Consider the following 18,038-nt stretch of genomic DNA (forward strand, 5'->3'; position numbering starts at 1 on the left):
GATGTGGCTCGTGGCGCAAGACACCGGCGAGCGCGAACCCGACTATCGGTTCACCTTCGCCAACGAGCGGACCTTCCTGGCCTGGCAGCGCACGGCGCTGGGGCTGCTGGCCGCGGCGGTCGCGTTGGTGCAGCTCGTTCCGGAGCTCGGGGTCCCGGGCGCACGCCGCGCGCTGGCCGTGGGACTGGCGGTGCTGGCCGTCTTGACCAGCGGCATGGGGCTGCTCCGCTGGCGACAGGCCGACCGCTCCATGCGACTCGGCGTGCCGCTGCCCCGCCACCCGACCCCGGCCTACCTGGCGGTCGGCCTGAGCGTCGTCGGGCTCGTCGCGCTCGGGCTGGTGATCGCCAAGGCGGTCTCGCATTGAACGATCCGGCGGTTCGGACGACGCTCGCCTGGACGCGGACCTCGTTCGCGTTCCTCGCCAACGGCGCCCTGCTGACCGTCAAGTACCTGCACGGGCCCGTGGGGCCCGAGTCGTTCATCCCCGCCCTGCTGGCCGCCGCGGTCGCGTTGACGACCTACGTCATCGCGCTCCGGCGCCAGCGCGCGCTGCAACGGGATCCGCTCCCGGCGCGGCTGACGCCGCGCCGTCAGGTCTACTTCATCGGGACGGCGGTGCTGGTGCTCACCGTGGTGACGACGGTTGGTCAGCTGACCTAGCGCGGAGCTCGTGGCGCAGTTCCTGGGACAGCGCCTGGATTTCGGCCCGGAGTTCCTCGATGTGCGAGGCGGTGGCGGCCTGATTGGCGGTGTCCGTTTCGGCCACCCGCTGCACTATCCACGAGGCGAGCGACGCCGTCACGACGCCGATGAGGCTGATGCCGCCGACCATCAGCAGGACGGCAATCACCCGGCCCGGGACGGTGATCGGGTACTGGTCGCCGTAGCCGACAGTGGTCACCGTGGAGATGGCCCACCACACCGCCTCCCCGAAGGACTGGATTTTGGCGCCGGGGTGACCGCGCTCCTGGTCGAGGATGGCCAGCGACGCCACGTAGATGAGCAGGATGACGCCCGAGATCGTGTAGAGCAGGATGCGCCCGCGGACCACGTTGCCGATCGCCTTTTGCAGCGCCCCGACAAGGACGACCAGGCGCAGCAGCCGCAGCGGGCGCATTAGCGGAAGCGCGACCACAAGCAGATCGAAGAGGTGGCGGACGAACCATTGCCGCCGGTCGGGCGCCAGGCTCAGCCGGACCAGGTAGTCGACGACGAACATGCCCCACGCCACCCAGCTCGCCACGTCCAGGTCGTGCGCCTCCCGACCATGCGGTTGGCCGAGCACCTGCACCGAGTACACGGCGAGGAAGATGAGCGCGACGATCGCGAGCGGCCACTCCGTGCGCTGTTCCCAGCGCTGCCCCCACGTTTGCTTGATCATGCAGAACGGCCTCCGGTTGTCCGCCGAATTTTGGCCGCTCTAGGTTAGCTGGCCCGCCGCGCGAACCCGGGGCTTTCGGGGCCAACGCCGAAGGGCGCTCTTGGACGCACGGTGCCGGCGCGCCCGTCGACCTGATGGCCGCGCGCCGGCCGGACGCGCCACCACGCTCTCGCCCCCTCAGCCGGTGGCCGCCCCCGCCTTCGACTCCAGCTGCATGAGGAGCTCGTGGCAGCGGTGCGCGCGCTGGGAGTCCTGCGCCATCACGTCAGCGAAGAACGCCGCAATGTCGTCCAAGCCGGCGTTCTTCGCATCGCGAACATACTGGCCGTAATCATGTCCGGCTTTCAACGAGTGATATTGAACGGAAATGAGGTCGAAGGTCACGTCGTCGAAACCGGTTTCACCCGTGGCCATGTCGTCGCCCTTCGTATCGGTTATCGGTGGTCGGGTTTCGGCTACCCGGCCCGGACCGAGCAAAACGACGGTCGCCGGGCGTGCTTCGGATCGTGGCCAGTCGGGCCCCGGATCGGCGGAGGAGCACTTCGCCTCGGGGCCGACGCGGGCCGCACTTGGCTTGGGGCCGAACACAATAGTGACCCGTTGACCGAACGTACAGGGCCATTAGTCAGCAGCACCCTGCGCCAGTCGTTATCATTTAGTGATGTGGCTGGTCCGCAACCCCGTTACCGCAGCCGATCTCGAACCGTCTGCAAACCGCGAGGGGCCCGGGCCGGCCGCGCTCGGTACGGCAGTGCTAACAGGAAATGGTCACCAAAAGCTATGGAAACACACAGGTTTGGGGGAAAAGTGCTTGGGCACCATTGCGCCATGATCGCACGTCACATCCTTCGTCCCCTCGCTCCTACGGTCGTCGCGGCGGCGGGTCTCGCCGGGTCAATCGTGGCGCCCGTCGTCCCCTCCGCCGGGGCTGAGCCGTGTCCCGATGTACAGGTGGTGTTCGCGCGCGGCACCGGTGAGCCCCCCGGCGTCGGCCCGACCGGACAGGCCTTCGTTGACGGGCTGCGCTCGCGCATCGGCGCGCAGTCGTTCGACGTCTACCCGGTCAACTACCCCGCCAGCAACGAATGGGCCACCGGCCTCGACGGCATCCGCGACGCGGGCAGCCACGTCGTGAACATGGCCCGCGACTGCCCCAAGACCAAGATGGTGCTCGGCGGCTACTCGCAGGGCGCCGCGGTGATGGGCTTCGTCACCTCCGCCGCCGTGCCCGACGGGGTCGACCCCGCGACCGTGCCCAAGCCGCTGGACCCCGACATCGCCAGCCACGTCTCCTCGGTCGTGCTCTTCGGGACGCCCAACGTCCGGGCGATGAACTTCCTCGGCGAGCCGCCCGTCGTCATCGGCCCGATGTTCCAGCCCAAGACCATCAAGGTCTGCGCCACCGAGGACCCGGTCTGCTCCGACGGCCTCAACTTCGCCGCCCACGACACGTATGTCACCGATGCCCAGTTCGTGAATCAGGGAGTGGACTTCGCGGCAGCCAAGCTTGGCGAGGGCGGTCCCGCCGCTCCCGGCAGCCCGGCAACCATGGCAACCGCCCCCCGGCAGGGCTTCGGAGGCTGAGCTTCCGCTCAGCGCTACGGATCTCGTCCGGCCGTAGCGCTGAGCGGCTTGGCTTACCGGCGCCAACCGGCCGCCGGCGCCAACCGCCGCCCAGATTGCTGACAGGGTCGCGCCGCGCCCCACAAACCACGACCACCACGGCAATTTCGCCGCAGAAGCCAAAAGGCGGAGGCCCCTAGCCTGAACGGCGCAGCGTCAGGGGCGACCGAAGACCAGCGCGACGTTGTGCCCGCCGAATCCGAACGAGTTGTTGATCGCGTACTGGTAGTTGCCCGGTCGCGGCTTGCCCGCCACCACGTCCAGGTCGATCTCCGGGTCGAGGTTGACCAGGTTCAGCGTCGGCGGGACCACCTGATCGCGCAGCGCCAGCACGGTCAGGATCGACTCGACCGCACCGACCGCACCGACCGAGTGGCCCAACGCCGCCTTGGGGGCGTATACCACGGCGTTGCCGCCGTGGGGGCCGAGCGCGTTGTTGATGGCCTTGCCCTCGGCCAGGTCACCCATCGACGTGCCGGTGGCGTGGGCGTTGACGTGGTCGATGTCGCCGGGAGACAGGTCCGCCAGCTGGATGGCGCGGCTCATCGCATATCCGGCGCGTTCGCCGTTGGGGTCCGGGGCCACCATGTGATAGCCGTCGGAGGTGATGCTCGCCCCCATCAGGCGGGCCAGGATGTCGGCGCCGCGGGCCTTGGCGTGCTCTTCGGTCTCGATCACCATCAACGCGCCGGCCTCGCCGAACACGAAGCCGGTGCGATCCTTGTCGAACGGGCGGCACGCGCCCTCGGGGTCGTCGTTCTTGGTCGACATCACGATGCGCATCTGGGCGAACGCGGCGATCGGCACCGCCTCGATCTTGGTCTCCACGCCACCGCAGATGGCGACGTCGGCCTCGCCGAAGACGATGTTGCGCCACGCCTGCGCGATGCCCTCCGAACCCGACGCGCACGCCGACACGAAGGTGTTGACTCCGGCTCGGGCGCGCCTTTCCAATCCGATCGCGTTCGCCGCGCCGTCCGGCATGTACTTCTGGACCGCCAGCGGGGAGACGGCCTTGATGCCGCGGGCGCGCATGTCGTCATAGCTGAAGACCATCTCTTCAGCGGAGCCCAGCCCGGTGCCGATGGACACCATCAGGCGGTTGGGATCGACCTCGGGCGAGCCGGCGTTCTCCCACACCCGGCGGGTCAACACGGTCGACATCCGCTGCAGGTAACCCATGCGGTGCAGCTCGGCACGGGACATCTGGGTGTCGAATTCCTCCAGCAGGTGCCCACCGATGCGAACCGGCAGGTCGAACTCCTCGACAAACGGGTCATCGAGCTTGCGGATTCCACTCCGGCCGTCCAGCAACGACTTCCACGTGTTCTCGACATCGGTCGCCACCGCGGTGGTCATGGCGATCCCGGTGACAACCACGTTCGGGAGCGCTTTCCCGGTAACCATCTCTGTCATCAGCTGTGCGCAACCTCCCTCTCACGATCGGTGGGGCTTGCCGGCAAGCCCCACCCACTACCCATCATGCAAACACACCGTCGCGTTCCGGCGGCAACTGCGCAGCCGGTGTCGGGTGCCCGACGACGGGAGCAGCGATTTCGGGGGCCGCATACCGCATACCCTTGGAGCCGCGAAACGTTCAGTTTTGTGGCCAATGTTTGCTGGCCAAATCCAGTGAAGTCGGATCGTTCGAGCCTACCGCATGCGGTACCTGCCGCTTTCCAAGCGGTGACGACGACCCGCGGGAGCGTTGCCGGGGTCGCCGGCGTCCGCCTACCGGGCATTCAGGAACGCAACGATCCCCTGGGTGACGGCCGCAGCGTAGCGTGCCCGGCCGTCCGCGCTTTCCATCCGCGCGGCATCGTCGGCGTTCTTCATGTTGCCGAGCTCGACCAGGACGGCGGGGTACTGGGCCAAGTTGAGCCCGGCGAGATCGTCGCGGCCGTACAGCCCGTCGGACCCGATGTAGGTGGACGGCTGAAAGCCCGCTCCGGCCAGGGCGTTCCGCATCGCGTGGGCCAGTTGCACGGCTGGGCCGGCCTGCACGTCGTTCAGCGGCGGGCTGGAATAGTTGACGTGAAAGCCCGAGCCGGAGGCGGGCCCGCCGTCGGCATGGATACTCACGATGGCGTCGGGGCGCATCGCGTTGGCCTCGGCCACGCGCTGATCGATGCACGGACCGACGGAGTTGTCGTCACCCCGGGACAGCCGGGTGCTGACGCCCATCTGGTTAAGCGATGCGCTGATCAGCCCGACGACCGCCCAGGCGAACGCGTGCTCGGGGTAGCCGTCGTCCGCGGCGGTGCCCGAGGTCTGGCACGGCTTGGTGCCGCCCCGCCCGTTGGGAACCTGCTGGTCGATCGAGGCGTCGTTGACGGCGTTGTGGCCCGGGTCGAGGAACACCGACGCCCCGGCGACACCGGCGCCCGCCCGGGGGGCCGGCAGCAGTCCGCCGGCGGCGACCAGCACCGGCGCCAGGGCACCGTAGCGCAGGATGCCGCGCCTGGAGACGCTCGGCGGCCGGTCACTCATCCGCGCGATGGTAACAATCGGCCGTCCACCGATATTTAGGCCCGCTCCTCCTCCACGGCGGCCGCCAACGCTTCACCCGCGCTCTTCAGGAAGGTGTTCGGAACGCTGTAGCCACACGTGACGATGCGCAGCCTGCCCTCGTAGGTGGTGACGCCGTTGACGTACTCGCCGTCGGTCTGGCTCTGGACCACCGGCCCCCACACCGCCGTGGGTCGCAGCGGGCCCGTCCCGTCCAGGTTCTGCACACCGAGGTTGGTGACCATCATCTCCCACGGGCACACTCGGCTGAACAGATTCTCGGCGTCGTCGGGTCCGCTGTCGACCGTCATCGCCTGCTGGATGGCGAGCGACGCAGTGCGGATGCCGCGCGGCGACCGCGCGACTTCGAGGTGCGCGGTTATCGCGCGCGCCTGTTGCCAGAACGGCGCCGCGTCCGACGGGGACCACCCGGTCCACGTCGACTGGATGTAGAGGCCGCAGTCCCCGTTGACACCGATCAGGGGCCGGATGTTCATCGGATTCAGGACACGTACGAAGTCCTCGCCCCGCTCGGCGGCGCGCACGCGGCACATCGCGACCACCATCGCCGCGTGCACGGTGGTGCGTTCCGCCCGGCACCGTTGCGCCAATCTGGCAGTGTCGACTTCCGTCATGGCGAGGGTGTGCACGTTGGTCGGGGCACCGTCGAAGGGGCGCAAGGTCGTTGCCTTGCCCATCCGGGGGTCGTCGGAGAGCTCGGCGGAGCCGAAGGGCTCGATGGCCCCCAAGGTGCGCGTGATGAGCTGTTCTTGGGATTGCGGCGCGGGCAGATCCGGCAATATCCGGCCATTAAGTGCGCTCACCACGTCGTTGAGTACGAATACCGACGAGATACCGTCGGCGATCGTGTGGTCGAAGGTCAGCAACAACGCGCTCCACGCCGGACCCCGCACCAGGCACGCGCGCATCAGCGGCGCACGCGAGCGGTCGAACGGGCGGCTGAGCTCCTCGGCCGCGACGCTGTCCCACGACAGTTCGGTGCTGTGGCGCACGGCGAGGTCGATAGGTGCGACGTCGGGCGCCCGGTAGAGCCCGAGGCGCGTTTCCGGTCGGTCCTCGACGTGTACAGACAGCAACGGGTGCCGGTGCTGGATGGCGTCGAGCGCCGGCCGCACCCGGCTCGCGGTGAGCACTTCGCCGAACTCGGCCACGATCAGGAAATGCGCCGGGTTGCGCTCGCTGAAGCGGTAAAAGAGCCGCTCCGCGGCGTCGACGGGGCGCACCAGGGTCGTTGCGCGTTTCCGCGCGCTATGTCCAATCACCAAGTCTCCGAATGTCGTAGGGATGCGACACCGGGGTTGACGGATCGCGTGACGGCTTGGTTCACGACGAGACGCTCATTTAACAGATTCGTCACCCGGGGGCGATCACCCAATTAGGCTCAGCAAGTGACCAGGACGACGCTCTACCTCGTGCTTGCGGCGGTCACGGCGGCCGCGCCGGCAACCGCGCGCGCCGACAGTCTGCCCTTCCAGTCCCCGTCGGGAAACATCGCGTGCGTGCTGGGCAACACCGCCGCCGAATGCGACGTCAGCGACTACACCTACCAGGTGCCGCCCGGACCGGCTTGCGCCCAACACATTGCGTGGGGCAATCGGTTCAGCCTGCCGCAGGGCCGGCCGGCCGAAATGCAGTGTCACGGCGACACATTGCGCATGCCCGGCGAGCAAACGCTCGAATACGGTCAGTCGCTGTCCGCGGGCACCGTCACCTGCGTCAGCGAGCCCGCCGGCATCAGGTGCACCGACGCCAGCACCGGCCATTTCTTCCGGGTGTCGCGGGACTCGTACGAGCTCGGCTAAAAACCGTTGGCCTGCGCCGCGATCAATCGGCCGCCACGCTCGTCAGGGCCCGCGCGGGCGTGCCGAACATGGTCCGCTTGATGGCGCCCAGGGTGCCGGGGTCTTTGCCGGCCAATGGGCGCAGCAGGTCGGTGGCCGCGGCGACCACCAAGTCCTCCGCAGCGGCGGCGTCAACGATCCCGAGTCCGGCGGCGTCTCCCCCGCCGAATCTCCGGCCCGTGGTCATCGATGCGACGGCGGCCTGCGGGGTGAGCTTGGCCTGGATCAGCGCGGCCATGCCGTCGGTGAACGGGATGCGGATGTCCACCTCGGGGAAGCAGAAGTAGCCGCGGTCGGCGCGCATCGTCCGGAAGTCGTGAGCTATGGCGAGCATGGCGCCGGCCCCGAAGGCGTGCCCGGTGATTGCGGCGGCGGTCGGCATCGGGAAGGTGAGGACGCGGGCCAGCATGGCCTGCACCCGGGCGACGTACTCCTGCATCTGGTCGCCGTGGGCGGCCAGCCAGTCCAGGTCCAGCCCGTTCGAGTAGAACTTCGGCCCGCCGGTAGTGATCAGGCCCTGCGCACCGGCGCCCTCAATCTCGTCCAGGTGGTGGTTGAATGCGTCGAGAAACCGCATGGAGAACCGGTTTTCGTCCTCACCGAGGCGCAAGACGGCGATCTTGTCGTCCCAGTCCAGTGTGGGTGTCATAGCTTCCTTTCTGTGGTGCGCTGCTTGGACCCTGTGGTGCGTCGCTTGGCCGGGGCGCCGACGTCCAGGACGGCCCGGACCGCGGCGCGCAATCGCTCCCGCGCGCCCGGGTCGTTGATCCTGTTGCGCTGCAGCAGAATTGCGGTGGGCAGATCGACGATGCAGGTCGTGATGAGGTCCACCGCCGCGGCGTCCTTGCGGTCCCAGACGGCGCGGGCCAGCCGAATCATGGACGCCACGAGCAGCCGGTCCAGGTCGCGTAGTTCGTCGGCGATGTCGGCGGGCGTGTCCGGGCCGAGGAGTTCGTCGCGGCGCACCATCCACAGCAGCTGCGAGGAGTGGGGATATTGCTCGGCGAAGACAGCCGGCGCCTCGGCCGCCGCCACCACGGCGGCGATGCCGTCACCGGCGGCGTCGATGGATTCCGTTTGGACAGCGAGAAATCGGCGTCCGGCGCGCAGCCAGGCGCGGCCGACGACTCCGGCGCGCGAGCCGAACGTGTGGTAGACCGCGCCGTTGGACATGCCGGTCGCGGAGCTGATTGCGCGGATGGTGACCGACCCGGGGCCCGACTCGACCGCCAGCCGTTCGGCGGCGTCGAGGATCAGATCCTGGTCGTACAGGCGGGGACGCGGCACCGGGTGATCGTAACAGAGCGTTTGCTCTGTTACTGCGGGCGGGTCCGAGCGCCCCCGGGTAGCGTCCGTGACGGGCGGGCGAACCTCGATTTGCCGCGGCCTGGCGCCTGCCGGCCCGTCGTTCTGGGTGAATTCATACCGAACAGACGGCGAACCGGAGGGGCGCCTTGGAAACATGGGTGTAGCGTCCGCCTTGCTGGCTAACAAATACCTGCCAACTCTCGGCATTCGTGCGCGCCGAAGAACAGGGGGTGCCGATGAACCCAACCGAGGTGTTCGAGGCGTCGGCAAGCACCAAGGGCGACGAGGTCGTGGTCGCGTTCCACGACGCGGCCCTGCTGCTGGGCGGCGCTCCCGCGGCCGTCGAGTCCTACCTGGCGCGGCTGAGGGCGGCCGCCGGGCAGGCCATGCGGGTCGCCGGGATCGACGGCGCATCCCTCGCCGGCGCGGCGAGCCGGCTCGCCGGCCTGGCCGCGCTGCTGGCAGACTCCGGGACGTATGTGCAGCTGCACCGCGACAGCATGGACGCGCTGCGGGACGGCAACCTGGTTCCGTTGGGCGAAGGCGTCTTTCGGCTGACGACGGGCGCCGATCCGGGCCAGTTCCTGGAGCGCCTTCAGTGGCAACCGGCACTGCTCGGCCCCGAAGCGATGATGTCGGCGCAGATGATCGCGGTGCAGATGGCGCTGAAGTCCGCGGTCGCCCAGGTGGAGGATGCCGTCCGGCGCGTGGAAGACAAGGTCGAGGCGGTGCTCGACGTGGCCCGGGCGCAGCGCGCGGGCGACGTCCTGGGCAACAACCTGACGCTGTCGCGGATGGTCGACTCGCTGGAGAAGTACGGATCGCTGCCCGAGGCGTACTGGGATTCCGTGGCCGCTCTCGGGCCGGCGCTCAACGTCACCGTCGAGCAGTTGCGCGACCATGTCCGGCGCATCCTGGCGTCGTTCGATCAGAGTCTGCCGGTGCATCATCGCGCCGGGAAGCTGCGAAGCGCGGTGGGTGACAACCGGCTTGGCGACGCGCTGAGCCTGCTGGTGATCACCGAGGAGTCGCTGCACAAGTGGCAGCGGCTGAGTCTCGCGCGCATCGAGTCGACGCAGCCGGAGCATCTACTGCGGGCGATCGACGAAGCCCGTGAGCTCGTCGAGCACCATTTGCGCGAGGACCTGGACATCTACCGGCACGCCAAGGACATCCTGGACCGGGTCGCGAAATCGGAGGCGATCGACGGCTTCCGGTTCTCGGCCGTGCGTGAGCTGGTCAGGCAGCGCGGCGCCCTGCGGGATGATTTCGACCGCTTCGCGGAGGCCCGGCAGCATCAGGCGGAGGTTTGGGAGGACTTTCACATTCCGAGCGTTTTCGATGCTGCGTTGGCGGCGGTGGGCACCGTGGGAAGCACGACGGGGCGGGTGTTTGTGGCCGTCGGCAGAGGGCTCGTTTCCGTCGGCGAGCACATGACGAGGCCGTTGCGGAGCGCAAATTCCGAAGGCGCAGCAGACATCATGAACGAGCGGTGCCGGGCGAGCGATGTTGGATCCGGGTAGCCGGTCTTGATCACGCTCCGCCATAGACGTTGACCGGCGTCGCGGATCACATCTGAGATTCGGTGCCGATCTGCTCGAAGATCTGAGAGAACGCAAAGGGGGTCTGCGCGATTCCGCTGCCGTCGGTGGCGTCTACTGCGCCCAACGTGCCCGTGAGGTCGCGCGGAAGCTCCCACATGGACAGTTCGCCTATGTGGTTCTGTTGCGCGAACGCGGTCAGCTGTTGGGCGTTGGCGAGGGTGAAGATCTCGCTCGGGTCGTCGTTGATTCCGATCAGCGGTGTCACACCGAGCATCTGCCACGCCTGTTCGCTGGACAGTGATGGGTACATCGCCAGCAGCTGACTGTGCGTGGTCGTAGCCGCGTTGATCGCCGCGGTGCCCATGTTGGTCACCGACGGGTCGTAGTAGTCCATGGCCATGATGTTCACGCGTGATACGGCCACGCCATTGGCATTGGCGGTGTTGAGGACGTTGAGCCCCCCGTTCGATCCGGCGACGAGACCCGACGGCAGGACGGGAAGGGTGTAGGACACTGTCACCGGGGTGCCGTTGGCGGCCTCCTGCTGCTGCATCATGGCGATCGCCTGCGATTGGAGCGTCAGCGCCGAATTGTTGCTTTGCATGGCGCCTTCGACGTCGTAGTCGAGGCTGTAAATGTGGTAGGCGTTCACCACCTGCTCGTAGCTCTGAGCCAGCTGGGCGGCGCTCATGTGGTTCGACGCGGCGTAGACGGCAAGATCGGTGCCGGCCGCGCCGCCGAACGAAATGCTCCCGGTGATGCCCGCATTGTGCATGGCGGTGATTTGGTTGTTGATGAAGGAGATCTGGGAACCGCCGCTGACCGCGTACGCCGAATAGCCGCCCCAGGCCGGTGAACCCGTGGAGTCGGCGGTGATGAAGGCGAGCGTGACGTCTTTGATTCCGGCGGTCGCGGCGTTCGCGAAGTTGTACCCGTTCGGCCCGGGCCAGAGGGTGACGTCTACGTAGGGTGAGTACACCCCGGACGACGTGGTCCCGCTCCCCGTCCCGCCAGAGCCGCTGCCGCCGGACCCGATTCCGCCGCTCCCCGTTCCGGCTCCGCCGGTGCCCGTGCCGCCCGGATCGGTAATGGTGACCGGTTGCCCGTTCAGTAGCAGGTGCGTCGGGGGCGAGTAGGTGCCCGTCTGCGTGGCTTGGAAGCCAACGGTGACCGAACCGCCGGAAGCGATAGTGCCGTCATAGCTGGCGGGCGTCAAGGTGTACTGCGTGCCCGACTGGGCGACATTCGCGTTCCACACGGTCGTGATGGATTCGTTTGCGGGCAAGTCGAATTGGGCCTGCCAATTGGTGACCGGACTGGCTCCGGAGTTGGTGATGGTGTATTTGGCGGTGAATCCGCTGTCCCATTGCGACGTCACCGCATAGGTCGCTGAAAGCGGGGACGGGGTGGTGCCGCCGATCGTACTGCCGCCACCCGTGGTGCCGCCGCTCCCCCCGCTGGTGCTGCCGCCGCTTCCCCCCGTACCGGCGCCACCGCTCCCTCCACCGTTGGTGCTGCCGCCGCCGGAACTCCCGCCGCTACCCCCGAAGAGTTCGGCGTTCACAACATTCACCGCCCCCTGCCCGAGGCTCTGCAAGCGCTCCGCGGCAGCCGCCTCGGCGACTTCGTACCACCGCGCGCTCGCGCTCAACGTTTGCACGAACTGGTCGAAGAACGCCTCCGCTCGGGCGCCGAGGGCCTGATAGTCCTCCGCATAGGCCCCGAAGAGCGCCGCGATCGCCACCGATACCTCGTCAGAGGCCGCCGCCGCCATCCCCGTCGTCGCGCCAGAAGCCGAGTATGCCGCGCTCAGCTGCGATCGAACGCCCACCAGATCGGCCGCGGCGGCCACCACACTTCCCGGAGCAGCTATCAGCGATGACACGCCACATCCTCCGATCAGCCATTACCGGCTCCGTGTAGAGACTCCCGAGCGCGCGAAGCACGCCGCCATTTTTCCATTTGACGTACGTCCAGTACGCCGAAATCGTCATATTGGGCTTATCCACGAACCTGAAGTCCGTTGCCGCCGATCCCCGCTAGGTCCGAGCCGGCAGGAACGAGAGCCACTGGTCTGAAAGCAGTTCCAGCAGTTGCCCGTCCGGATCCCGGATCATCGCCGAGCCGTCAGTCACCGTCGCGTCAACCACCGATCCCCCAAACTCCGCAACCTTCGCCAACGCCCGAGGAAGATCGGACACCGACAACGAGATATGCGTCAGCCCGACCTGATCCATGACGCGCTCCGGCCCGGCATGCACATCACGCTCCGAGTAGTCGATCAGCTCCAGCACAAACCCGTCCCGCACCAGATACGTCGCATGCACCCCGAGCGGCTCGGGAAGCCCCACCAGCCGCGCCGTCCGGTCGTCGGGCGGATCGATCTCCCACCAGAACTGAAACCCCAGCACGTTCTCGTAGAACCGCCGCGACCGCTCACGATCGGAGACACACAATCCCACATGGTTGAAGGTCGTCCGGTGACTACTCATCGCGGCCTTTCTCGACGGAACCCATGAGCGTAATAATGCAAAGATAGTGCAGATAGCCAGCGCCCAGTAACGGTGGAGGACCGCCCAGATGGCAACCCGCCCGGACGTCACCGACGACGCCGTCGTCGACTTCGACCACCACTCCGACGACTACAACCTCAACGAACTGGCCATCAACAAAAATCTCAGAGGCAGATGCCCCGTCGCCTGGAACACCAACTACGACGGCTTCTGGTTCCTCAGCAGCTACGCCGCGGTCAGCCAGGCGGCCAGGGACGGCGACACGTTCGCCCACAAGTACGACCCCGACGCCGACGATGGCGTCGATTACCAAGGCGAGATGGGCGTCCCGCGCCCGGAAGGCCAACCGGCCCTGGGCATCGGCGAGGTCGACGGCCCCTACCACCAGGCCCTCAGACACGCCCTGGCCCCGTTCTTCTCCCCCGGCGCCGTCCAGAAGCTCAAGCCGTTCATGGAACAACAGGCCCACCACTTCCTCGACCAGAAAATCGCCGACGGCCGCATGGACCTCGTCCTCGACTACGCCGGCCCGGTCCCGGCCGTCCTCACCATGAAGCTCATGGGCCTGCCGTACGACAACTGGCACCTGTACGCCAACCTCTTTCACTCGGTCATGGCCCTCCCGGTGGACAGCACCGGGTACGCGGAGGCCATCGCGCAAGTCCCCACCATGATGCAAGAAGTCATCGAGTTCGCGACGGCCAGACGAGGCCAACCCAAAGACGACCTGACCAGCTTCCTCATCCAGTTCGAATTCGACGGCCAGCGCCTCACCGACGAGCAGCTGCTCAACATCCTGTGGAATCTCATCGCCGGCGGCGTCGACACCACCACCTCACACACCGCGCTCACGCTGCAACACCTGGGTACCCACCCGGCCACCCGACGGCGACTCATCGACCACCCCGAGCTCTACCGCACCGCCACCGAGGAATTCCTGCGCTACTTCTCGGTCAACCAGACCCTCAGCCGCACGGTCACCAGAGACATCGACATCAGCGGCCAACGCCTGAGACAAAACGACAAGGTCGTCATCAGCTGGCTGTCGGCCAACCACGACGAGAACGAATTCGACAGACCCGACGAGATCGTCCTCGACCGCGCACCCAACCGCCACGTCGCCTTCGGGCTCGGGCCGCACCGCTGCATCGGTTCGCACCTGGCCCGCCACATGTCCACGGCCATGGTCAGGGCGGTCCTCGCCCGCATCCCCGACTACCGGGTCGACGCCGGAAACGTCCACCAGTACCTCGGCAACCCAAGCATGACCGGCCTCGCCACGCTGCCGGTCACCTTCACGCCCGGAACAGCCAACCGATAACGCCGCCCACGTACGGCATCCAGGCCGGAAGAGCCGAAGTCCCGTTCAGGCCAACCACACCGGATTGGTCAATGCGATCATCGCGCCTAGCGGCCGCCGCCGCGCTTCTCGGATCTCCAGCCGCACGAACCGCGCGGCTACCGGATCCACCGACCATTGCAGCATCATCCGCCCCGGCCCGCCCACCGGCGCCCGGCCCACGCAACCGGCCGCCGTGATCAGCGCGGCGGTCGCGCCGGGTGCTCCGGTGACCATGACGGTGACGGTGACCGGCGCCCCGGGCGGCACTCGAAGCGTCTGCCCGGGCCCCGCCACGTCGGCGGCGTCCAGGCTCGAAGCCGTGAATTCGACTGTCACAGAGGCGGATCGCGCGATGTAGCAGCGGCCGCCGCGCAACCCGTCGAGAAGGGCCGGTATGGACGGCCCGCCGGCATGCACGACGGTCTGCGGCGAACCGACCGGCTGGTGCTCGCCGTGCGAATCGCTGCCGCCGACCGCAACGACACGCCGCCCTTCCCGCAGCAACCGCTGCCAGATCCGCAGCGACACTTCGTCGTCGAGATTCCACCGGCCGTTCCACACCTCGAGCGCATCGACCTGCTCAAAGCCGAACTCCCACAAAGATCCCGGCATTGGCACGGCCGGATGGGCGGCGACCACGAGGCCACCCGCGTCGCGGACCTCGGCGGCGAAGCGCGGGAAGACGGCGTCGCGCGGCGCGTAGCGCCAGTCGACCCAGGCGTCCGGCGGCAGCCCGATGGCGAGCCAGTGCCCATGCCTGGTGGTGACCTCCTCGCCGGGAATCACCACGAGCGACCCGGTGCGGCACAAAGGCCACACGCGGTTGGCGGCGTTGGTGTTGTGCTCGGTGGACACGATGAAGTCCAGGCGGCCGGCGCGCGCGGCCGCCGCCATCTCGTCGGGATCGCGCTGGCCATCGGAGTGCACGGTGTGAAGGTGCAGATCCCCGCGATACCAGCCGGCACGGCCGACGGGCGGTGGCGGATCGGAACGAAGACCGCCACGGTCGACACCGAACGAGCCGCGATCCAGGAAGACGCTTGCCCGCCAGGGCATTCCCCACGGGCTCAGCACTACCGGCCCGAGGGCGACGGCCCAGACACCGGGCTCGATCGGGCCGGCCAGGTAACCGGGCGTGGTGTGCCCGTCGGAGATCGTGAAGCCGGATCGGGCGCCGCCGGACCAGCCCCGGAATCCGGCGGCATTGCCCAGGCCGTGACCGGCCGGGCCAAAGACGCCCAGGTCCAATACGTTTCGCACCGGGCCGCCCACCGCGAAGGCGTCGTGCGCGGTGTCGACCCGGACCCGCCGCACACCCGCGGGCACCTCGAAGGGCAGGTACGCCCACTGGTCGATCCCGAATCCGAACCGCCCCGAGAACGCCAGGTGGATCGTCTCACCCTCGGTGATGGCGTCGGGCGCGACCGTCGCGGCGCTCATGGCTGTCCTCCCCTGCGGGTACACCGCCAGCATCCCGGACGAGGGAGTAACCACCCGTTACATCGACACGAACGCGCGCCGTCGGGCCACTGTCATGTTCGTGCGCAGGCGGCGACGCCAGACACACGGCTCAAAGCAATTGCCCCACAACGCCGTTTACCAGATCCTCCGGCGCGCCCTCGATGCCGACGGCCCGCAGGTCACCGCCGATGGCCAGCGACGCGATACCGTGCACCAGCGACCAGAGCGGCGCGGCGATCTGCAAGGCGTCGTTCCCGCGGGTGACCCCGGCCTCCTGACACGCAACGATCGCGTCGAGCAGGTCCCCGAATGCCTCTTCCGCGGCCGCGGCCAGGTCTGGGTGGTCCGCCTTGAGCGACTCCCCGCCGAACATCACCCGATAGTGGTCGGGATGGTTGACGCCCCACCGCACGTAAGCCCGGCCGAGTTCCAGCACGCGCCCCCTTGGGTCCGACGCGCGGGCGGCGGCCGCGGCCAGATCGGCGTGCAAGTCCCGGAATCCCTGCTCGGCCACGGCGGCCAGCAGCCCGGCCTTGTCGGCGAAGTGCCGGTACGGGGCGGCGGGGCTGACACCGGCACGGCGCGCCGCCTCGGTGAGGCTGAAGCCCCGCGGGCCCTTCTCGGCCACCAGTGCCAGCGCGGCGCTGGTCAGCGCGCGCTTGAGGTCGCCGTGGTGATAGCTGTCACGACGCTTCACACCCGATCGCTGCGCTGGCATGTTGACGACATTAACATTCCGGACTATGTTAATGCCATAAACATCAACCCGGAGGGGGCTGACATGCCAGACACCATTTCGATGCTCGCCGGTGACCGCGAGCGGGAGAAGACGGCCGACCTGCTCGGCCAGGCGCTCGCCCAGGGCTATCTGCCGATGGATGAGTACGAGCGACGGCTCGAAGCTGTCTTTCAAGCGCAGACGGCCCATGATCTGCGCGGAAGCCTCACGGACCTGCCACTCGAAAGCATCCGCCGGCACGATCCCCGCCGACGTGCCGCACGCGCTGCCGCGGCGCGCCGCGCGGTGCGCATCCACCTCGGCGGCTACCTCGCGATGGCCGCCATCGTTCTCACCGTCTGGGCCGCCGTCGCCCTCACGACGGGCGCAACCTACTTCTGGCCGATCTGGCCCCTCCTCGGCGGGGCAATCGGGCTCGTCGGCCATGCCCGGTCCACGCCGGGGTGCCGAAGCAAGCTCCAACTTCACTGAGAGAGGGCAACCGATGGACAACACGAAATGGGCGCTCATCACCGGCGCCAGTTCGGGATTCGGCGCTATCTTCGCCGAACAGCTGGCCCGGCGCGGCCTGTCGCTGGTGCTGGCCGGGCGCGACGAGGCGCGGCTGAGCGCGGTCGCGCAGAAGGTCAAGGCCCCGAACGTCGAACTGGTCGTCGGCGATCTCGGCACCGACGCCGGCGTCACCGACCTCATCGCCCACCTGGGCGGTCGGGTGATCGACGTGCTGGTCAACAATGCCGGGTTCGGCACCTACGGCCCGTTCGCCGAAATCGACGGCGACCGCGAACACGAACTGGTCGCGGTCAACGTTGACGCGCTGGTTCGCCTGACCCACGCCGTGCTGCCCGGAATGCTGGAACGGGGTCGCGGCGGCATCCTGAATGTCGCCTCGGTCATCGCTTTTCAGCCGGGCACCTACCAGGCGACCTACGGCGCCTCCAAGGCGTTCGTACTGTCGCTGAGCCAGGCGCTCTGGGCCGAAACGCGCGGCACCGGCGTCACGGTGACCGCATTGTGCCCCGGCCCCACCCGCACCGGGTTCGTCGGCGCGCTGGGGTCGGACGTCTCCCACACCGCCATCTACCGCCGCCTCGCCGCGCCCGAGCCCGTCGTCGCCGCCGGGCTGCGCGGCATGGACCGCGGCCGCGCGGTGGTGGTCCCGGGATGGCGCAACAGCGTCATGGCGACCGGAGGACGGCTCACCCCTGGATGGCTTGCCGCCCTGATGAGCGGGCGCATGCTGCGGCCCACGAAAGAGACGGCGGCAGCGTCGTGACCCGCAAGACGTTCACGTTCGAGGTCAACCGCACCACAAGCGCGCCGGCCGCGACGCTGTTCCGCCTCGAAACCGACGGCTCGACCTGGTCGCGCTGGGCTAAACCGCTTATTGTCCAGTCGAGTTGGGAGAAGCTTGGCGACCCGGCACCGGCCGGTGTCGGCGCCGTCCGCAAGGTCGGGATGTGGCCGATGCTGATGCGGGAGAAGACGGTGGTTTACGAGCCGGACCGCCGCCACGCCTACGTCCAGATCGGCCCGCCCCTTCCCGCACATGACTACCGCGCCGAACTCGTCTTCACCCCGAACGCGACGGGAGGTACCGACCTGCGCTGGACGGGGTCGTTTACCGAGGGCGTGCCCGGCACCGGCCCGATGATGCTGGTCTTCCTGCGCGGTGTGGTCCGCTTCATCGCCGGGTGCCTGGTCCGCGCCGCCGAGAACGCCCACGCCACTTGACCACCGCCCCCGTCAGCGCC

20 protein-coding genes are annotated in these 18,038 nt (G+C 68.3%); 9 read left to right on the forward strand and 11 right to left on the reverse strand.

What is annotated here, in order from left to right; genetic code table 11:
- The first annotated feature begins 10 nt into the window (after nucleotides 1-10).
- Together G6N56_RS06120 and G6N56_RS06125 are read left to right on the forward strand one after the other, a co-directional pair.
- Nucleotides 11-367, forward strand: coding sequence for a YidH family protein (locus G6N56_RS06120; protein WP_232069219.1), 357 nt, complete (start codon nucleotides 11-13; stop codon nucleotides 365-367).
- The gene (locus tag G6N56_RS06125; RefSeq protein WP_085254580.1) at nucleotides 364-663 is read left to right on the forward strand and encodes a DUF202 domain-containing protein; all 300 of its coding nucleotides are present in this window, start codon (nucleotides 364-366) and stop codon (nucleotides 661-663) included. Before G6N56_RS06120 ends, G6N56_RS06125 begins: the two co-directional genes overlap by 4 nt.
- Here the strand turns inward: G6N56_RS06125 and G6N56_RS06130 are convergent.
- Nucleotides 629-1,384, reverse strand: coding sequence for a potassium channel family protein (locus G6N56_RS06130; RefSeq protein ID WP_085254579.1), 756 nt, complete (start codon nucleotides 1,382-1,384; stop codon nucleotides 629-631). The genes G6N56_RS06125 and G6N56_RS06130 overlap by 35 nt on opposite strands.
- A 177-nt stretch (nucleotides 1,385-1,561) precedes the next feature.
- Entirely contained in the window at nucleotides 1,562-1,798 is a 237-nt protein-coding gene (locus G6N56_RS06135; RefSeq protein WP_085254578.1) for an acyl carrier protein, read from the reverse strand.
- 414 nt (nucleotides 1,799-2,212) lie between these two features.
- Here G6N56_RS06135 and G6N56_RS06140 point away from each other — a divergent pair, with 414 nt between their 5' ends.
- Nucleotides 2,213-2,968, forward strand: coding sequence for a cutinase family protein (locus G6N56_RS06140; RefSeq protein WP_085254577.1), 756 nt, complete (start codon nucleotides 2,213-2,215; stop codon nucleotides 2,966-2,968).
- A 195-nt stretch (nucleotides 2,969-3,163) separates the two neighbouring features.
- Here G6N56_RS06140 and kasB read toward each other — a convergent pair whose 3' ends face one another.
- The 3 genes from kasB to G6N56_RS06155 all read right to left on the reverse strand — a co-directional run bounded on the left by kasB (nucleotide 3,164) and on the right by G6N56_RS06155 (nucleotide 6,798).
- Nucleotides 3,164-4,423 carry a 3-oxoacyl-ACP synthase KasB gene (gene kasB / locus G6N56_RS06145; RefSeq protein ID WP_163645089.1) on the reverse strand — a complete coding sequence of 420 codons (1,260 nt, stop codon included), beginning with the start codon at nucleotides 4,421-4,423 and terminating at the stop codon, nucleotides 3,164-3,166.
- Nucleotides 4,424-4,738: 315 nt separating this feature from the next.
- Nucleotides 4,739-5,497: an Rv3717 family N-acetylmuramoyl-L-alanine amidase gene (locus tag G6N56_RS06150; RefSeq protein ID WP_085258615.1), complete on the reverse strand. Its 759-nt coding sequence runs from the start codon at nucleotides 5,495-5,497 to the stop codon at nucleotides 4,739-4,741.
- A 35-nt stretch (nucleotides 5,498-5,532) separates the two neighbouring features.
- Nucleotides 5,533-6,798 (reverse strand): condensation domain-containing protein, encoded by a 1,266-nt coding sequence (locus G6N56_RS06155; protein ID WP_232069220.1) that lies wholly within the window; start codon nucleotides 6,796-6,798, stop codon nucleotides 5,533-5,535.
- Nucleotides 6,799-6,924: 126 nt separating this feature from the next.
- Here G6N56_RS06155 and G6N56_RS06160 point away from each other — a divergent pair, with 126 nt between their 5' ends.
- Nucleotides 6,925-7,338: a DUF6636 domain-containing protein gene (locus tag G6N56_RS06160; RefSeq protein ID WP_085258614.1), complete on the forward strand. Its 414-nt coding sequence runs from the start codon at nucleotides 6,925-6,927 to the stop codon at nucleotides 7,336-7,338.
- A 22-nt stretch (nucleotides 7,339-7,360) separates the two neighbouring features.
- On the opposite strand, the gene G6N56_RS06165 is transcribed toward G6N56_RS06160, so the two are convergent.
- Both G6N56_RS06165 and G6N56_RS06170 read right to left on the reverse strand, forming a co-directional pair.
- Nucleotides 7,361-8,026 carry an enoyl-CoA hydratase-related protein gene (locus G6N56_RS06165; RefSeq protein WP_085258613.1) on the reverse strand — a complete coding sequence of 222 codons (666 nt, stop codon included), beginning with the start codon at nucleotides 8,024-8,026 and terminating at the stop codon, nucleotides 7,361-7,363.
- Nucleotides 8,023-8,664: a TetR/AcrR family transcriptional regulator gene (locus tag G6N56_RS06170; RefSeq protein ID WP_085258612.1), complete on the reverse strand. Its 642-nt coding sequence runs from the start codon at nucleotides 8,662-8,664 to the stop codon at nucleotides 8,023-8,025. Before G6N56_RS06170 ends, G6N56_RS06165 begins: the two co-directional genes overlap by 4 nt.
- A 257-nt stretch (nucleotides 8,665-8,921) precedes the next feature.
- Between G6N56_RS06170 and G6N56_RS06175 the strand changes: the two genes are divergently transcribed.
- Nucleotides 8,922-10,208: a hypothetical protein gene (locus G6N56_RS06175; RefSeq protein ID WP_085258643.1), complete on the forward strand. Its 1,287-nt coding sequence runs from the start codon at nucleotides 8,922-8,924 to the stop codon at nucleotides 10,206-10,208.
- Between the two features lie 46 nt (nucleotides 10,209-10,254).
- On the opposite strand, the gene G6N56_RS29715 is transcribed toward G6N56_RS06175, so the two are convergent.
- Nucleotides 10,255-12,114 carry a cellulose binding domain-containing protein gene (locus G6N56_RS29715; RefSeq protein WP_085258611.1) on the reverse strand — a complete coding sequence of 620 codons (1,860 nt, stop codon included), beginning with the start codon at nucleotides 12,112-12,114 and terminating at the stop codon, nucleotides 10,255-10,257.
- A gap of 154 nt (nucleotides 12,115-12,268) precedes the next feature.
- Entirely contained in the window at nucleotides 12,269-12,721 is a 453-nt protein-coding gene (locus G6N56_RS06185) for a VOC family protein (protein WP_085258610.1), read from the reverse strand.
- Nucleotides 12,722-12,809: 88 nt separating this feature from the next.
- Here G6N56_RS06185 and G6N56_RS06190 point away from each other — a divergent pair, with 88 nt between their 5' ends.
- Nucleotides 12,810-14,063 (forward strand): cytochrome P450, encoded by a 1,254-nt coding sequence (locus tag G6N56_RS06190; RefSeq protein WP_085258609.1) that lies wholly within the window; start codon nucleotides 12,810-12,812, stop codon nucleotides 14,061-14,063.
- A gap of 45 nt (nucleotides 14,064-14,108) precedes the next feature.
- Here G6N56_RS06190 and G6N56_RS06195 read toward each other — a convergent pair whose 3' ends face one another.
- The gene (locus G6N56_RS06195) at nucleotides 14,109-15,524 is read right to left on the reverse strand and encodes a CehA/McbA family metallohydrolase (RefSeq protein ID WP_142280864.1); all 1,416 of its coding nucleotides are present in this window, start codon (nucleotides 15,522-15,524) and stop codon (nucleotides 14,109-14,111) included.
- Between the two features lie 130 nt (nucleotides 15,525-15,654).
- A complete protein-coding gene (locus tag G6N56_RS06200; RefSeq protein ID WP_085258607.1) occupies nucleotides 15,655-16,263 on the reverse strand; it encodes a TetR/AcrR family transcriptional regulator in 609 nt (202 codons plus the stop codon).
- A gap of 63 nt (nucleotides 16,264-16,326) precedes the next feature.
- On the opposite strand from G6N56_RS06200, the gene G6N56_RS06205 reads away from it, so the two are divergent.
- Genes G6N56_RS06205 through G6N56_RS06215 form a run of 3 tightly spaced genes read left to right on the forward strand, consistent with a single transcriptional unit; the run spans nucleotide 16,327 to nucleotide 18,018 of the window.
- A complete protein-coding gene (locus tag G6N56_RS06205) occupies nucleotides 16,327-16,755 on the forward strand; it encodes a DUF1707 domain-containing protein (RefSeq protein WP_085258606.1) in 429 nt (142 codons plus the stop codon).
- Nucleotides 16,756-16,768: 13 nt separating this feature from the next.
- The gene (locus tag G6N56_RS06210; RefSeq protein ID WP_085258605.1) at nucleotides 16,769-17,560 is read left to right on the forward strand and encodes an SDR family NAD(P)-dependent oxidoreductase; all 792 of its coding nucleotides are present in this window, start codon (nucleotides 16,769-16,771) and stop codon (nucleotides 17,558-17,560) included.
- Complete coding sequence (locus tag G6N56_RS06215; RefSeq protein ID WP_085258604.1) at nucleotides 17,557-18,018, forward strand: SRPBCC family protein; 462 nt, start codon at nucleotides 17,557-17,559, stop codon at nucleotides 18,016-18,018. The genes G6N56_RS06210 and G6N56_RS06215 overlap by 4 nt, the downstream gene beginning before the upstream one ends.
- Nucleotides 18,019-18,038 lie beyond the last annotated feature (20 nt).

It is taken from the genome of Mycobacterium saskatchewanense, from assembly GCF_010729105.1.
Classification (GTDB): domain Bacteria; phylum Actinomycetota; class Actinomycetes; order Mycobacteriales; family Mycobacteriaceae; genus Mycobacterium; species Mycobacterium saskatchewanense.

What these genes read in the sequence shown, in the direction of transcription:
- G6N56_RS06130 (WP_085254579.1), bottom strand. Translation starts at nt 1,384, where the DNA reads ATGATCAAGCAAACGTGGGGGCAGCGCTGGGAACAGCGCACGGAGTGG.
- G6N56_RS06135 (WP_085254578.1), bottom strand. Translation starts at nt 1,798, where the DNA reads ATGGCCACGGGTGAAACCGGTTTCGACGACGTGACCTTCGACCTCATT.
- G6N56_RS06140 (WP_085254577.1), top strand. Translation starts at nt 2,213, where the DNA reads ATGATCGCACGTCACATCCTTCGTCCCCTCGCTCCTACGGTCGTCGCG.
- kasB (WP_163645089.1), bottom strand. Translation starts at nt 4,423, where the DNA reads ATGACAGAGATGGTTACCGGGAAAGCGCTCCCGAACGTGGTTGTCACC.
- G6N56_RS06150 (WP_085258615.1), bottom strand. Translation starts at nt 5,497, where the DNA reads ATGAGTGACCGGCCGCCGAGCGTCTCCAGGCGCGGCATCCTGCGCTAC.
- G6N56_RS06165 (WP_085258613.1), bottom strand. Translation starts at nt 8,026, where the DNA reads ATGACACCCACACTGGACTGGGACGACAAGATCGCCGTCTTGCGCCTC.
- G6N56_RS06175 (WP_085258643.1), top strand. Translation starts at nt 8,922, where the DNA reads ATGAACCCAACCGAGGTGTTCGAGGCGTCGGCAAGCACCAAGGGCGAC.
- G6N56_RS06185 (WP_085258610.1), bottom strand. Translation starts at nt 12,721, where the DNA reads ATGAGTAGTCACCGGACGACCTTCAACCATGTGGGATTGTGTGTCTCC.
- G6N56_RS06190 (WP_085258609.1), top strand. Translation starts at nt 12,810, where the DNA reads ATGGCAACCCGCCCGGACGTCACCGACGACGCCGTCGTCGACTTCGAC.
- G6N56_RS06195 (WP_142280864.1), bottom strand. Translation starts at nt 15,524, where the DNA reads ATGAGCGCCGCGACGGTCGCGCCCGACGCCATCACCGAGGGTGAGACG.
- G6N56_RS06200 (WP_085258607.1), bottom strand. Translation starts at nt 16,263, where the DNA reads ATGCCAGCGCAGCGATCGGGTGTGAAGCGTCGTGACAGCTATCACCAC.
- G6N56_RS06205 (WP_085258606.1), top strand. Translation starts at nt 16,327, where the DNA reads ATGCCAGACACCATTTCGATGCTCGCCGGTGACCGCGAGCGGGAGAAG.
- G6N56_RS06210 (WP_085258605.1), top strand. Translation starts at nt 16,769, where the DNA reads ATGGACAACACGAAATGGGCGCTCATCACCGGCGCCAGTTCGGGATTC.